Annotated in this window: 13 protein-coding genes; all 13 read left to right on the top strand. The window is 68.5% G+C overall.

Features of this window, described 5'->3' with window-relative positions; translation table 11 throughout:
* Positions 1 to 7 precede the first annotated feature (7 nt).
* The 13 genes from ACQR50_RS12555 to ftsZ all read left to right on the top strand — a co-directional run bounded on the left by ACQR50_RS12555 (position 8) and on the right by ftsZ (position 14,836).
* A complete protein-coding gene (locus ACQR50_RS12555) occupies positions 8 to 1,450 on the top strand; it encodes a UDP-N-acetylmuramoyl-L-alanyl-D-glutamate--2,6-diaminopimelate ligase (protein ID WP_428968569.1) in 1,443 nt (480 codons plus the stop codon).
* Complete coding sequence (locus ACQR50_RS12550) at positions 1,447 to 1,578, top strand: hypothetical protein (RefSeq protein ID WP_428968568.1); 132 nt, start codon at positions 1,447 to 1,449, stop codon at positions 1,576 to 1,578. Before ACQR50_RS12555 ends, ACQR50_RS12550 begins: the two co-directional genes overlap by 4 nt.
* Positions 1,575 to 2,948, top strand: a complete 1,374-nt coding sequence (locus ACQR50_RS12545; RefSeq protein WP_428968567.1) for a UDP-N-acetylmuramoyl-tripeptide--D-alanyl-D-alanine ligase — start codon at positions 1,575 to 1,577, stop codon at positions 2,946 to 2,948. The genes ACQR50_RS12550 and ACQR50_RS12545 overlap by 4 nt, the downstream gene beginning before the upstream one ends.
* Before the next feature lie 5 nt (positions 2,949 to 2,953).
* Positions 2,954 to 4,024: a phospho-N-acetylmuramoyl-pentapeptide-transferase gene (mraY, locus tag ACQR50_RS12540; RefSeq protein WP_076716984.1), complete on the top strand. Its 1,071-nt coding sequence runs from the start codon at positions 2,954 to 2,956 to the stop codon at positions 4,022 to 4,024.
* On the top strand, positions 4,021 to 5,307 hold the full coding sequence (gene murD / locus ACQR50_RS12535; protein ID WP_428968566.1) for a UDP-N-acetylmuramoyl-L-alanine--D-glutamate ligase: 1,287 nt from the start codon (positions 4,021 to 4,023) through the stop codon (positions 5,305 to 5,307). The genes mraY and murD overlap by 4 nt, the downstream gene beginning before the upstream one ends.
* Positions 5,304 to 6,533: an FtsW/RodA/SpoVE family cell cycle protein gene (locus ACQR50_RS12530; protein ID WP_056434224.1), complete on the top strand. Its 1,230-nt coding sequence runs from the start codon at positions 5,304 to 5,306 to the stop codon at positions 6,531 to 6,533. Before murD ends, ACQR50_RS12530 begins: the two co-directional genes overlap by 4 nt.
* A complete protein-coding gene (gene murG / locus ACQR50_RS12525) occupies positions 6,530 to 7,681 on the top strand; it encodes an undecaprenyldiphospho-muramoylpentapeptide beta-N-acetylglucosaminyltransferase (protein WP_056434222.1) in 1,152 nt (383 codons plus the stop codon). The genes ACQR50_RS12530 and murG overlap by 4 nt, the downstream gene beginning before the upstream one ends.
* Positions 7,678 to 9,093 (top strand): UDP-N-acetylmuramate--L-alanine ligase, encoded by a 1,416-nt coding sequence (murC, locus tag ACQR50_RS12520; RefSeq protein ID WP_428968565.1) that lies wholly within the window; start codon positions 7,678 to 7,680, stop codon positions 9,091 to 9,093. Before murG ends, murC begins: the two co-directional genes overlap by 4 nt.
* Positions 9,090 to 9,977, top strand: a complete 888-nt coding sequence (murB, locus tag ACQR50_RS12515) for a UDP-N-acetylmuramate dehydrogenase (RefSeq protein ID WP_428968564.1) — start codon at positions 9,090 to 9,092, stop codon at positions 9,975 to 9,977. Before murC ends, murB begins: the two co-directional genes overlap by 4 nt.
* Entirely contained in the window at positions 9,974 to 10,936 is a 963-nt protein-coding gene (locus tag ACQR50_RS12510) for a D-alanine--D-alanine ligase (RefSeq protein ID WP_428968563.1), read from the top strand. The genes murB and ACQR50_RS12510 overlap by 4 nt, the downstream gene beginning before the upstream one ends.
* Positions 10,933 to 11,916 (top strand): cell division protein FtsQ/DivIB, encoded by a 984-nt coding sequence (locus ACQR50_RS12505; protein WP_428968562.1) that lies wholly within the window; start codon positions 10,933 to 10,935, stop codon positions 11,914 to 11,916. Before ACQR50_RS12510 ends, ACQR50_RS12505 begins: the two co-directional genes overlap by 4 nt.
* 7 nt (positions 11,917 to 11,923) lie before the next feature.
* Positions 11,924 to 13,183: a cell division protein FtsA gene (gene ftsA / locus ACQR50_RS12500; protein ID WP_056434587.1), complete on the top strand. Its 1,260-nt coding sequence runs from the start codon at positions 11,924 to 11,926 to the stop codon at positions 13,181 to 13,183.
* A 120-nt stretch (positions 13,184 to 13,303) separates the two neighbouring features.
* Positions 13,304 to 14,836 carry a cell division protein FtsZ gene (ftsZ, locus tag ACQR50_RS12495; protein ID WP_428968561.1) on the top strand — a complete coding sequence of 511 codons (1,533 nt, stop codon included), beginning with the start codon at positions 13,304 to 13,306 and terminating at the stop codon, positions 14,834 to 14,836.
* The last annotated feature ends 151 nt before the right edge of the window (positions 14,837 to 14,987 follow it).

Here is a 14,987-nt window from a genome sequence, read left to right as displayed (position 1 = left end):
GCGCGGCATGAAGCTGAACCAACTGACCACAGACATTCAGGGCGATATTCAGGGCGAGGGCGGCGACGTCCTCGTCTCCGGTTTCGCGATCGATCACCGCAAGGTTGCGCCCGGCACCATCTTCGGCGCGTTCCAGGGCGCGCGGGTGAATGGCGAGGACTTCATCGCCGACGCGGTGCGCAGCGGTGCAGTGGCGGTCGTCGCGCGGCCTGGCGTGACGGTCGAGGGGGCGGTCCATATCGCCTCCGACGAGCCGCGCGCGGCCTTTGCGCGGCTGGCGGCGGCGTTCTTCGCGCCGTTTCCCGCGACGGCGGTGGCGGTGACCGGCACCAACGGCAAGACCTCGACGGTCGAGATGACGCGTCAGCTCTGGCGCATGGCGGGGCATCACGCCGCCTCGATCGGGACGCTGGGCGTCACCACCGCCGACGAGCGGACCTATACCGGGCTGACCACGCCGGACGTCGTGACCTTCCTGTCCAACGTCGCCGGGCTCGCACGCGAGGGCGTGACCCATTTGGCGTTCGAGGCGTCGAGCCATGGCCTGACCCAGTATCGGACCGAGGGGCTGAAGGTATCGGCGGCGGCCTTCACCAACCTGTCGCGCGATCACCTCGACTATCATGGCGACATGGGCGCCTATCTCGCGGCGAAGATGCGGCTTTTTTCCGAAGTCCTGTCGCTCGACGGTACGGCGGCCGTGTGGGCCGACGATGTCGAGAGCGGGCGGGTGATCGATCTGGCCCGCGCCCGCGGCAACAAGCTGGTCACGGTCGGTACGCGTGGATCGACGCTGAAACTGGTCGAGCGGCATCCGACCCTGCTGGGCCAGGGGCTGGTGATCGAGGACGAGCATGGGCAGGCGCACAAGGTGCAACTGCCGCTGATCGGCGCCTATCAGGCCGCCAACGCGCTGGTCGCGGCGGGGCTGGTGCTGGCGACCGGCGGCGATCTGACGACGACCATCGCGAACCTCGCCCGGTTGCAGCCGGTACGCGGGCGGCTGGAGCGTGCCGCCATCGCGCGGAGCGGGGCGCCGGTCTATGTCGACTATGCCCATACCCCTGACGCGATCGAGGCGGCGATCGCCGCGCTGAAGCCCCATGCGGGCGGGCGGCTGATCGTCGTGATCGGCGCGGGCGGCGACCGCGATCCGGGCAAGCGCGAGGTGATGGGGCAGGTCGCCTCGATTCATGCCGACCGTGTGATCGTGACCGACGACAATCCCCGCACTGAAGACCCCGCCGCGATCCGCGCTCAGGTGATGCGCGGCGCAACCGGTGCGATCGAGATCGGCGACCGCCGCGAAGCCATTGGCGCCGCCATCGCCGAGGCGGGCGAGCAGGATATCGTGCTGATCGCGGGCAAGGGGCATGAGCAGGGCCAGATCGTCGGCGATCTCGTCCTGCCCTTCGACGATGTCACCGTCGCGCGGGAGTGTGCGGCATGACGGCGCAGGCTCCGACCAAGACGCCCCCGTCGGACAAGGCCGATGCCGCACAGCCGGACGCGCCCGCACGGGTGCGGCCCAAGCTGTCGCTGCATTATGGGGCGAAGACGGCCGAGGAACGCAAATGACCTTGTGGACCGCGCAGGAGATCGCGGCGGCGACCGGCGGCACGGCCTCCGCCGACTTCGCCGTTTCGGGCGTTGCCTTCGACAGCCGTGAGGTCGGCCCCGGCGACCTGTTCGTCGCCATGTCGGGCGAGGCGACCGATGGTCATCGCTTCCTCGATCAGGCGTTCGCGCAAGGTGCGGCGGGGGCTCTGGTCAGCAACCCGACCGACCATCCGCATGTCCGGGTCGCCGACAGCTTCCGCGCACTGGAGGATCTGGGCCGGGCGTCCCGTGCCCGCACGCAGGCGACGATCATTGGCGTCACCGGTTCGGTCGGCAAGACCAGCGCCAAGGAGGCGCTCTACGCCGCGCTCGAACGGGGCTGGCGCGGCGCGGTGCACCGCTCGGTCAAGAGCTACAACAACCATACCGGCGTGCCGCTGAGCCTTGCGCGGATGCCGCGCGGCGTTCGCGCGGGCGTGTTCGAGATGGGGATGAACCATGCGGGCGAACTGTCCGCGCTGACCGCGATGGTGCGCCCGCATATCGCGATCGTCACCGCCATCGCGCCCGCCCATACCGAATTCTTCCCCGACGAATCCGCCATCGCCGACGCCAAGGGCGAGATTTTCCAAGGCCTCCGACCCGGCGGCACGGCGATCATCCCCTATGACAGCCCGCACCGCGACCGGCTGATCGCCGCCGCCAAGCCCCATGCCGACCGGATCGTGACCTTCGGCTTCGACCCCGCCGCCGATGTCCGCGCGGTCGAGGCGATGCGCGGCGCAACCGGGGGCAGCTTCGTGACCGCCAAGCTGGGCGACAAGGAGCTGAACTTCACTTTGTCCCAGCCGGGGCGGCATTGGGTGTCCAATGCACTGGCAGTCCTTGCCGCCGTCGATGCGGCAGGCGGCGATCTGGGGTTGGCGGGCCTCGCGTTGGCGGAACTGGGCGGGTTGGCTGGGCGTGGTGCGCGGTTCCGCGCGGCCAATGGCGCGCTGGTCATCGACGAGAGCTATAACGCCAATCCCGCCTCGATGCGCGCGACGCTGGCCGTGCTGGCCGAGGAGCCGGGGCGGCATGTCGCGGTGCTGGGCGAGATGCGCGAACTGGGCGAGGACTCGGCCGATTATCACGCCGGGCTGGCCGAGCCGATCGTCGCGGCGCGCGTCGAACGGGCGCTGCTGGTCGGCGAATCGATGGCGCCGCTGGCCGCCGCGCTTGAGGGGCGGGTCGATTTCGTCCATGTGCCGGATGCGAAGGCCGCGCGCGAGGCGCTGGCCGCTATCATCGCACCGGATGACGTGGTGCTGATCAAGGGGTCGAACGGGGTTGGGCTGTCACGTGTCGTGGTGGCCCTGCGCGGCGATACCCCAACGGGCGGGGCGTGAGTTAGATGCTGTACTGGATCGCGGAGCATCTCGGTTTTCCGGGGCTTCTCAACCTCATCCGTTACCAGTCGTTCCGAACCGGCGCGACGGTGGCGACCGCGCTGTTCATCGGCCTGATCATCGGGCCGCGCTTCATCGGCTGGCTGCGCGTCCGCCAGGGCAAGGGGCAGCCGATCCGCGCCGACGGGCCGCAGACCCACCTCGCCAAGCGCGGCACGCCGACCATGGGCGGGCTGATGATCCTGACCAGCATGACGCTGTCCATCCTGATCTGGATGAACGTGTTCAACCCGTTCGTCTGGGCGTGCCTGTTCGTGACGCTGGGTTTCGGCGCGATCGGGTTCCTCGACGATTACGACAAGGTGCGGAAGGCCTCGACGGCGGGCGTATCGGGCAGGACCCGGCTGCTGCTGGAGTTCGCGATCGCGGGCGTCGCGGCGTGGATCATCATGGGGCAGAACGGGCCGCATCTGTACCTGCCCTTCACCTCGCGCATGTATATCGACCTGGGCTATTTCTATCCGCTGTTCGCTGCCTTCACGATCGTCGCGTTCGGCAATGCGGTGAACCTGACCGACGGGCTGGACGGCCTGGCGACCATGCCGGTCATCATCGCCAGCGTCGCCTTCATGGTCATCGTGTATCTGGCGGGCAACGTGAAGTTCGCCGATTATCTGGGCATTCCGCATGTGCCCGGCGCGGGCGAGCTGGCCATCTTCTGCGGCGCGGTGGTCGGCGCAGGGCTGGCGTTCCTGTGGTTCAACGCGCCTCCGGCGGCGGTGTTCATGGGCGACACCGGCAGCCTGGCGCTGGGCGGCGCGCTCGGCACCATCGCGGTCGTCGCGCATCACGAGATCGTGCTGGGCATCATCGGCGGCCTGTTCGTGGTCGAGGCGATGTCGGTCATCATCCAGGTCTTTTTCTACAAGCGGACCGGCAAGCGGGTGTTCCGCATGGCGCCGATCCACCATCATTTCGAACAGCTCGGCTGGTCGGAGCCGACGGTCGTGATCCGCTTCTGGATCATTGCCTTCGTGCTGGCGCTGGCGGGCCTGTCGACGTTGAAGCTGCGATGATCGTTTCGCGCGACTGGGCGGGAAAACGTTACGCGGTGCTGGGGCTCGCACGCTCCGGCGCCGCGACCGTTTCGGCGTTGCTGGCGGGCGGGGCGAGCGTGGTGGCATGGGACAGCGATCCCGCCAAGCGTGAGGCCTTTGCCGCGCATGACCGGCTGAGCATCGCGCCGCTCGACGATCTGTCGGGCTTCGACGCGCTGGTCGTATCGCCTGGTGTGCCGCTCAACACGCACCCGCTGGCGGCCGCCGCGCGAGCGGCGGGGGTGCCGGTCATCGGCGACATCGAGCTATTCGCGCAGGCGCGGCGCAATCTGCCGCCGCATAAGGTCGTCGGCATCACCGGCACCAACGGCAAGTCGACCACCACCGCGCTGGTCCACCACATCCTGAAGACGGCGGGGGTGCCGACCCTGATGGGCGGCAATATCGGCCTGCCGATTCTGGGGCAGGCGCCTCTCCCCGAGGGCGGGGTCTATGTGCTGGAGCTGTCCAGCTATCAGATCGACCTGACGCAGAGCCTGGATTGCGACGTCGCGGTGCTGCTGAACATCACGCCCGATCATCTCGACCGTTATGACGGCTTTGCGGGCTATGCTGCGTCCAAGGCACGGCTGTTTGCGATGCAGTCCGCAGGGCATGTCGCGGTCGTCGGCACGGGCGATGAGGCCTCGGCCCATATCGCGCAAGGGCTCGCCGGGCGGACCGACGATCTCGTCACCATCGCCGCCAGCGGGATCGACCAGAGCCGCTGGCCCGCGCTGCAAGGCCCTCACAATGCGCAGAACGCCCAGGCCGCCATCGCCGTGGTGCGAGCGCTGGGTATAGCTGAGGACGCTATCGAGGCGGGCCTCGCCAGCTATGCCAGCCTGCCGCACCGGATGCAGCATGTCGCGACCCGGAACGGCGTGGCCTTCGTCAACGACTCCAAGGCGACCAACCCGGAGTCGACCGCCCCCGCACTGGCGGCCTTCCCCCGCGTCCACTGGATCGTCGGGGGCAAGCGCAAGGGCGACGATCTCGACGCCTGTGCCGCGCATCTTACCCATGTCGTCGCGGCCTACACGATCGGTGAGGCGGCGCCGCTCTTCTTCGACCTGCTGAAGGACAAGGTCCCCGTGGTCGACCAGTCCGGAACGCTGGAGGCGGCGGTCGCCCGTGCCGCCGCCGCAGCACAGCCCGGCGACACGGTGCTGTTGTCCCCGGCCTGTGCCAGCTTCGACCAGTTCCGCGATTACGAAGCACGCGGCGACGCATTCCGCGCCGCGGTGGAGGCGCTGGCATGAGTGATCGCGCATCCAAGACCCCGCGCCCCGGCCTGATCGGATCGATGAAGGGCCGGGGCGGGCGTGGCGACCGTTCGCCGCTCGGCACCTGGTTCTGGGATATCGACCGGGTGCTGCTGCTGCTCACTTTGTTCCTGATCGCGATCGGCCTGATCGCCGTCGCCGCCGCAAGTCCGGCGACCGCGATGCGCTATTCGGGCGAGCATCGGAAATTCACGCCGCTCTATTATTTCTGGCGGCAAGTGATGTGGGTCGGCGTCTCACTGCCCGTGTTGTTCGTCGTCTCGATGCTGCCCGTCGTCACCGCGCGGCGCATGGCGGTGTTGGGGACGGGGGTGCTGATCGCGATCCTGGCGGTCACGCCCTTTATCGGGGTGGAGATCAACGGTGCGCGGCGCTGGATCGGCTTCGGCTTTGCGCAGTTCCAGCCGTCCGAATTCCTGAAGCCCATGTTCGTGGTGACGACCGCCTGGCTCCTGTCGCTCAAGGCCAGGGAGCGCGATCTGCCCGCCACGCTGATCACCATGGGGCTGACCGGGCTGGTCGCGGGGCTGTTGATGATGCAGCCGGACTTCGGCCAGACCATCGTCTTCTGCGTGATCTGGGCGGCGTTGCTGATGATCTCCGGCACCCCGATGCGGATCATGCTGGGGCTTGCCGCCATGGTGCCGGTCGGGCTGACGGCGGCCTATATGTTCTACAGCGTGGCGCGGAACCGCATCAACGCATTCCTCTTCCCCGATGTCGACGGCGAGGGCGCGGCCGACCACTTCCAGGTCAATGCCGCCCATAACACCCTGACCGCGGGGGGCTGGACCGGGACCGGGCCGGGCGGGGGCACCGCCAAGTTCGGGCTGCCAGAGGCGCATACCGATTATATCTTCTCGGTGATCGGCGAGGAGTTCGGGCTGATCGCCTGCTCGATCATCGCGCTGGTCTTCCTGGCGATCGTGGTGCGCGTGTTCGTGAAGCTGCTTGACGAACAGGACGAGTTCAAGCTCTACGCCGCCTCCGGGCTGGCGGTGCAGTTCGGCGCGCAGGCGCTGATCTCGATGGCGGTGAATACGGGGCTGGCCCCGTCCAAGGGGATGACCCTGCCGTTCATCAGCTATGGCGGCTCGTCGATGATCGCGCTGTCGATCGGGATGGGGTTGTTGCTGGCATTCACCCGGCGCAATCCGTTCCTGACGCGCAGCCCCTATGTAGTCAGGTGGAGCGGGCAATGAGCCGTCACTTCGTCCTCGCCGCCGGGGGTACCGGCGGCCATATGGTTCCCGCCGCCGCGCTGGCGGCCGAGCTGACCCGGCGCGGCCACCGCGTCGCCCTGGTGTCCGACGCGCGCGGCGTGCGCTTCCCGGGGCTGTTCGAGGATATCCAGACGCACGTGCTGCCCGCCGGGCGCTTTTCGGGCGGGCCGGTCGGCTGGGCCAAGGCGCTGCGCGAGATGTGGCGCGGGCGGGCCATGGCGCGCGAACTCTACAAGACCTTCCGCCCGGCGGCGGTGATCGGTTTCGGCGGCTATCCGGCGATGCCCGCCTTGCTGGCGGCGTTTGCGGAAGGCATCCCGACCGCCATCCACGAGCAGAACGCCGTGCTGGGCCGGGTCAACCGGCTGGTCGCGGGCAAGGTCGATGCGATCGCCTTGTCCTATGAGGATACGCAGCGGTTGAGCGCCAAGCATGGGGACAAGACCCGGCTGGTCGGCAATCCGGTGCGCGACCAGGTGCTGGCGCTTCGCGCGCGGCCCTATCCGCTGCTGGAGGAGGACGGCATCTTCCGCGTCCTCGTCACCGGCGGCAGCCAGGGGGCGAGCATCCTCAGCCAGGTCGTGCCCGATGGCCTCGCCATGCTGCCCGTCACCTTCCGGCGGCGCTTGCAGGTGACGCATCAGGCGCGGATCGAGGATATCGACGCGGTGCGCGCCAAATATGCCGAGCATGAGATTCCGGCCGAACTCGCCACCTATCTGCCCGACCTGCCCGAACAGCTCGCTTGGGCGCATCTGGTGATCGCGCGGGCGGGCGCCTCGACGCTGGCCGAGTTGACGGTCGCGGGCCGCCCGGCGATCCTGGTGCCGCTGCCCTCGGCGACCGACGACCACCAGACGGTGAACGCGCGCGAGATGACGAAGGCGGGCGGGGCGCGGACCATCGCGCAGGGTGACTTCACGCCCGTGGAACTCGCCAAGCAGATGCAGAAGCTGGGCCTCGACCCGGCGGCGCTGGAGAATGCGGCGGGCCGTGCCCGCGCCTGTGGACGGCCCGAGGCGGCGAGCGACCTCGCCGATCTGGTCGAGAGCCTCGACGCGCCGCGCATGGTCTTGCCGGTGGGCAAATCGCAAAGGACACGGAATTTGGCGGGAGCAGGCGCATGAAGGGCGTCGCCACGGATATCGGCACGATCCATTTCGTCGGCATCGGCGGTATCGGCATGTCGGGCATTGCCGAGGTGATGAAGAATCTCGGCTACCGGGTGCAGGGCTCCGACGTGGCCGAGGGCTATGTGGTGCAGGGCCTGCGCGACAAGGGCATTCCGGTCGCGATCGGCCATGCCGCCGACAATCTGGGCGATGCGGCGGTGGTCGTCACCTCGACCGCGATCACCCGATCGAACCCCGAAGTCGAAGCCGCGCTGGAGCGCCGCATCCCCGTGGTGCGCCGTGCCGAGATGCTGGCCGAGCTGATGCGGCTGAAGTCGACCGTCGCGGTGGCGGGCACGCATGGCAAGACCACGACCACCTCGATGGTCGCGGCGCTGCTGGATGCGGGCGGGGTGGACCCGACCGTCATCAATGGCGGCATCATCAACAGCTATGGTTCGAACGCGCGCTTGGGCGCCAGCGACTGGATGGTCGTCGAGGCGGACGAGAGCGACGGCAGCTTCTTGCGCCTCGACGGCACCATCGCGGTCGTGACCAATATCGATCCCGAGCATCTCGACCATTATGGCTCGTTCGACCGGGTAAAGGACGCATTCGTCGAGTTCGTCGAGAATGTGCCCTTCTATGGTGCGGCGTTGCTTTGCCTCGACCACCCGGAGGTGCAGAACATCCTGCCGCGCGTGCGCGACCGGCGCGTCGTGACCTATGGTTTTTCGGCGCAGGCGGACGTGCGCGGCGTCAACGTCACGCCGATCCCCGGCGGCAACCGGTTCGAGGCGATCATCCGCAACCGCGACGGCTCCAGCCGTTCGATCGAGGGCATCGAGTTGCCCATGCCCGGCCGTCACAATGTCCAGAACGCGCTGGCTGCGATCGGCGTGGCGCTGGAACTGGGCATCGAGGATGCGACCATCCAACAGGGCTTCAGCCAGTTCGGCGGGGTCAAGCGCCGCTTCACCAAGGTCGGCGAGATCGCGGTCGATGGCGGCACGGCGACCGTGATCGACGATTACGGCCATCACCCGGTCGAGATTCGCGCCGTACTGGCCGCCGCCCGCGAAGGCGCGCGCGGTCGTGTGATCGCGGTGGTGCAGCCGCACCGCTTCACCCGGCTCGGCAATCTGATGGAAGAGTTCCAGACCGCCTTCAACGACGCCGACCGCGTGCTGGTGACGCCGGTCTTCGCGGCGGGAGAGCCGCCGATCGAGGGCGTCGACGCGCAGGCGCTGGTCGAGGGGTTGAAGCGGCGCGGGCATCGCTCGACTGCGACGGTCGCCGACGCCGATGCGCTGGCCGAGGAACTGGCGGGCTCGATCCGTGCGGACGACATGATCGTTTGCCTGGGCGCGGGCGACATCACCAAATGGGCGGCGGGTCTGGCAAGCGCCGTCGAGGCGCGCCGATGAACCTGCCCGACACCGCCGGCCGATTGACGCACGCCGCGCCGCTGGCGCCGCTCGTGTGGTTCAAGGCGGGCGGAGCGGCTGAATATCTACTGGAGCCCAAGGACACCGATGACCTGTCGGCGTTCCTGCGGGCGCTGGGGGGCGAGACGCCCGTCATGGCCCTGGGCCTCGGCTCCAATCTGATCGTGCGCGACGGCGGCGTGCCGGGCGTCGTGGTCCGGCTCGGCAAGCCGTTCAGCTATGCGCGGGCAGGGGAGGGGCATCTCATCACCTGTGGTGGCGGTACGTCGGGCATTCTCGTCTCGTCCAACGCGCGCGATGCCGGGATCGGCGGACTGGAGTTTCTGCGTTCGATCCCCGGCACGGTCGGCGGCTTCGTGCGGATGAACGGCGGCGCCTATGGCCGCGAGGTGGCGGACGTTCTGGTCTCCGCCACGGTTGTGCGTCGTGACGGCACGGTCGAGACGCTGGATGTCGCCAATCTGGAATATACCTATCGCCACTCCAACCTGACCGACGGCACGGTGGTGGTCGAGGCGACCTTTCGGGGCCATGCCGCCGAACCTGCCGACATCCAGGCGGAGATGGACCGCATCGCCGCCGCGCGTGAGGCGTCGCAACCGCTGCGGTCCAAGACCGGCGGCTCGACCTTCAAGAATCCGGACGGGCACAAGGCCTGGGCGCTGGTCGATGCGGCGGGTTGTCGCGGGCTGACGCTGGGCGATGCGCAGGTGTCGGAAAAACATTGCAATTTCCTGCTCAACCTCGGCAACGCCACGGCGGCGGAGATCGAGGCGCTGGGCGAGGATGTGCGCGCCCGGGTCAAGGCGCAGTCGGGCGTTTGCCTCGAATGGGAAATACAAAGAGTGGGAATCGCGAAGTGACCGACAATCTGCATATCGCGGTTCTGATGGGCGGCTGGTCGGCGGAGCGGCCTGTGTCGCTGATGTCCGGCGCGGGCGTCGCCGATGCGCTGGAGCGGAACGGCCACCGCGTCACCCGGATCGACATGGACCGCGACCTCGCGGCCAGGCTGGTCGAGGCCAAGCCCGATATCGTCTTCAACGCGCTGCACGGTTCGCCCGGCGAGGACGGCACGGTGCAGGGTATGCTCGACCTGATGGGTATTCCGTACACCCATTCGGGCCTCGCCACCTCGGTCATCGCGATCGACAAGGTGCTGACCAAGCAGGCACTGGTTCCCCATGGCATCCCCATGCCCGGCGGCCGCATCGTGAAGTCGGAGGATCTGTTCGCCGCCGATCCGCTGCCGCGCCCCTATGTGCTCAAGCCCGTGAACGAGGGTTCCTCGGTCGGCGTCGCGATCGTCACCGACACCAGCAACCATGGCCAGCCCATCGCACGCGATGCCGCCGGTCCCTGGGCCGAGTTCGAGGAATTGCTGGCCGAGCCCTATATCCGGGGCCGCGAGCTGACGACCGCCGTGCTGGGCAACCGCGCGCTGGGCGTGACCGAACTGAAGCCCAAGAATGGCTGGTACGACTTCGACGCGAAATACACCGATGGCTTGACCGAGCATGTCTGCCCCGCGCAGATTCCCGACGAGATCGCCGAGGCGTGCAAGTCGCTGGCGCTGGAGGCGCATCGCATCCTGGGCTGTCGCGGTGCCTCGCGCTCCGACTTCCGCTGGGATGACGAGCGCGGCGTCGACGGGCTGTTCCTGCTGGAGGTCAACACCCAGCCGGGCATGACCCCGCTCAGCCTGGTGCCCGAACAGGGCCGCCATGTCGGCATGGATTACGGCACGCTGGTCCAGGCGATCGTCGACGAGGCGCTGGCCTGGTACCGGGCCAATCCGACCGAGCGGGACCGCGCGGGATGAGTCGCACGATCAAGCGCGGCCCCCCGCCGCGCCGTCCGGCGCCGCGTCGCCGCCAGCCGGTCAAGCGCGTCACGCTGGCGCAGCGCCTGCTGGCCAAGGTGCCGGTCAGCGAGGAGACGATCAAGAAGGCCGTCACCTGGACGATCCTAGGCGGTGCGGGCGCAGCGGTGCTGGCGGTCGCGACCTATGTCGGCGTGCCCGGCATGATCGGCACCGCGATCGCCGAACAGGCGGGCCATGCCGGATTTCGTGTCCAGCAGATCGAGGTGACGGGCCTGAAGCGCATGGACCGGATGACCGTCTATGCCGTCGCGCTCGACCAGCAGAGCCGGGCGATGCCGCTGGTCAATCTGGAAGACGTGCGTGCCAAGCTGCTCCGCTATGGCTGGATCAAGGACGCGCATGTCTCGCGGCGTCTGCCCGACACGCTACTCGTCGATATCGAGGAACGCACCCCGGCGGCAGTGTGGCAGGATAACGGCCAGCTGACCCTGATCGACGCGGGCGGCGTGCTGCTGGAGCCGGTACGGGCCGAGGCGATGCCCGACCTGCCGCTGATCATCGGGCCGGGCGCCAATCTGCAGGAGCCCGCCTATCAGGCGTTGCTGTCGGCTGCGCCCGCGCTGAAACCGCGCGTGAAGGCCGCGACCTGGATCGGCAATCGCCGCTGGGACATCACTTTCGACAGCGGCGAGACGCTGGCGCTGCCTGAGGACGGGGCGGGGGCCGCGCTGATGAAGTTCGCCGCGATGGACGGCTCACGGCCGCTGCTCGGGCGCGGCTGGCTGCGCTTCGACATGCGCGACCCCGCAAAGCTGGTTGCGCGAAAGCCCGGTTTGAATCAGAATCACGCGCTTGCCGATCCGGCCAAGGCCGGGGATGTGGGCAGCGATCCCGCGTCCGGGAATGACGCGGGTAGTAATGACGCGGACGGGGCGGCGTCCGAAGGGGCGGCGGCTCCGGGGGCAGTACAGGGGTAGCAAGGTCATGGCAAAGATTGCGCCCGAAGGGTTGATTACCGCGCTGGACATCGGGTCGTCCAAGGTCTCCGCGCTGATCGCGCGCAAGGGCGATGGCGGCGAGCTGATCGTCTTGGGAACGGGCCAGCGCGAAAGCCGGGGCGTCAAGCGCGGCTATATCGCCGATATGGGCGCGACCGAGGCGGCGGTGCGCGAGGCGGTCGAGCAGGCCGAGCGGATCGCGGGGCTGAACATCGAGAATGTCTGGGTCGGCTTTTCGGCCGGCGGCCTGGTGTCCGACGTGGCCGAGGTCGAGTTCGAGCTGGGCGGTCATCAGGTCGAGCAGGGCGATATCGACGCGCTGCTGGCAGCCGGGCGCAACTCGATCGATCCGCAGGGGCGCATGGTCCTGCATGCGCAGCCCGCGCTCTACACGCTCGATGGGCTGACGGGGGTGAAGAAGCCGCTGGGGCTGCATGCCGACCGGCTGGGCGTGCACATCCATGTCGTCGCCGCCGATGGCTCGCCGGTGCGCAACCTCGATTTGTGCGTCCGCTCGGCGCATCTGGAGGTGAAGTCGATCATCGCCGCCCCCGTTGCCACGGGGCTGGCCTGCCTGTCCGACGAGGAGCGCGAACTGGGCGTCGCGCTGGTCGAGATGGGGGCGGGGATCACCAATGTCTCGCTGTTCGCGGGCGGAATGCTGGTCGGGCTCTGCTCGCTGCCGATGGGCGCGGCGGACATTACCGACGATGTGGCCTCGGCCTTCGGCACGCGCCGCCAGATGGCGGAACGGATGAAGTGCTTCCACGGCTCGGCCAATGCGTCGCCGCGCGACAATCACGACATGATCCAGGTGACGCCCATCTCGGCCGAGGATGGCGGCGATACGATGCAGATCACCAAGGCGCAGCTGATCGGCGTGATCCGCCAGCGTCTGGAGCATCAGATGGGCGAGATTCGCAAGGCGCTCCAGCATCTGAAGTTCGAGGGGCCGGTCGGGCGTCAGGTCGTGCTGACCGGCGGCGGCGCGGAGCTGAAGGGCATTGCCGATTACGCGCAGCAGGCGCTGGGCCGCTCGGTCCGGATCGGCCGACCGCGCGGGCTGACCGGCCTGCCCGATGCGCATGGCGGCCCCGCTTTCGCGACGCTGGCGGGCCTGGCTTTCTATGCCGCGACCGACCCGATCGACCTGCGCAGCATCCCGGCGGTGAACCAGACGGTGCACCGGCCGAGCGGCATGGGGCTGTTCCGGCGGCTGATTCAGGCAGCCAAGGCAAATTATTAGAGAAAAGCGTCTTATGCCTGACGCTTTTGGGTTGGCACTTGGCCCAGGTCTGGTGCACTAACGGTTAATTCATGGGCCCGGTCTTTGCGTACCGACCGGGAACGGCGGAGTAGAATTGGGATGAGCATCGAATTCATCGCACCCGAGGTCGACGAACTGACGCCGCGTATCGCGGTGATCGGCGTCGGCGGTGCCGGCGGCAACGCGATCGCGAACATGATGCGCGCCGAGGTACAGGGCGTGGATTTCCTCGTCGCCAACACCGACGCGCAGGCACTGAAGCAGTCGATCGCGCCGCAGCGTATCCAGCTGGGTGCGAAGATCACGCAGGGGTTGGGCGCGGGCAGCCGTCCCGAGATCGGTCGCGCGGCCGCCGAAGAGACGATCGACGACCTGTCGCGTCTGCTCGAGGGCAGCCACATGTGCTTCATCGCCGCGGGCATGGGCGGCGGCACCGGCACCGGTGCGGCCCCGGTCATCGCCAAGGCGGCGCGCGACATGGGCATCCTGACCGTCGGTGTCGTGACCAAGCCCTTCGCCTTTGAGGGCAATCGTCGCGCCAAGTCGGCCGATGGCGGCATCGAAGAGCTTCAGAAATACGTCGATACGCTCATCGTCATCCCCAACCAGAACCTGTTCCTGATCGCCAACGCCAACACGACCTTCAAGGAAGCGTTCGCGATGGCGGACGAGGTGCTGCAGCAGGGCGTGCGCGGCATCACCGACCTGATGGTCATGCCGGGCCTCATCAACCTCGACTTCGCCGACGTCCGCTCGGTGATGCAGGAGATGGGCAAGGCGATGATGGGCACCGGTGAGGCCACCGGCGACAATCGCGCCATCGAGGCGGCGCAGAAGGCGATCGCCAACCCGCTGCTCGACGGTGTGTCGATGCAGGGCGCCAAGGGCGTCATCATTTCGATCACCGGCGGCGACGATATGCGCCTGCTGGAGGTCGACGAGGCCGCGAACCACATCCGCGAGCTGGTCGATCCGGACGCCAACATCATCTGGGGCTCGGCCTTTAATCCCGAGCTGGAAGGCCGCATCCGCGTGTCGGTCGTCGCGACCGGCATCGATGCCGACCTGAAGGTCGCGCCGTCGCCTTCGGAAGCGAACCGCAGCGGCTTCAGCATGGGCGGCATGGCCCGCAAGTCGGACGATACGCCCAGCTATCGCCCGAGCGAGCCCGCCGCCGCCCCTGCGCCGCAGGCCAGCGTAGCCCAGGCCGCCCCGGTCGAGCAGCCGATGGCTGCTCCCGCACCGGCCCCGGTGGCTGCTCCCGTCGCGTCGAGCGTCGCCGCACCGGTCGCCAAGCCCGCGCCCGCACCGGCCCCAGCGCCGGTGGCGGATGACGAGTTGGTGCTGGGTGCCGACACCATCGTTCCGGCTCCCGCTCCCGCAACGCCATCGCATCCCGCCGCCGTCGAGCCCGCGCCGGGCAGCGACGAGGCCCGCCGCCGCTGGCTGGCCCCCGGCAGCGAAGCCGGTGAGGCCCCGGCACAGCCCGCGCCGCGCGTGAAGCTGGGTGGCACGCTGTTCGAGCGTATGTCGAACGCGGCGCGTGGTGCACAGCGTGACGAGAATGCGCAGGGCGGGTCGGACTCGTCGCTGGACATTCCGCGCTTCCTGCACCGCCAGAACAACCAGTAATCTCCGACCCGCGCAGCGGGTTATTCCGGACGAACGACAGGCCCGTGCGACAGGATCGCGCGGGCCTTTTTCGTGCGCTCGGCGGTGGGGGGAGGGCCGCCCCGTCGATGCGGCTTGCCTCGCCCCATCTTACAGGAATTTCACTCGCCTG

Origin of the sequence: Sphingomonas sp. Xoc002, from assembly GCF_050408055.1 — a bacterium.
GTDB classification, from domain to species: Bacteria; Pseudomonadota; Alphaproteobacteria; order Sphingomonadales; family Sphingomonadaceae; genus Sphingomonas; species Sphingomonas yabuuchiae.
Note: the sequence above shows the minus strand (reverse complement) of the source record. Positions and strands in the feature narration are given on the sequence as shown.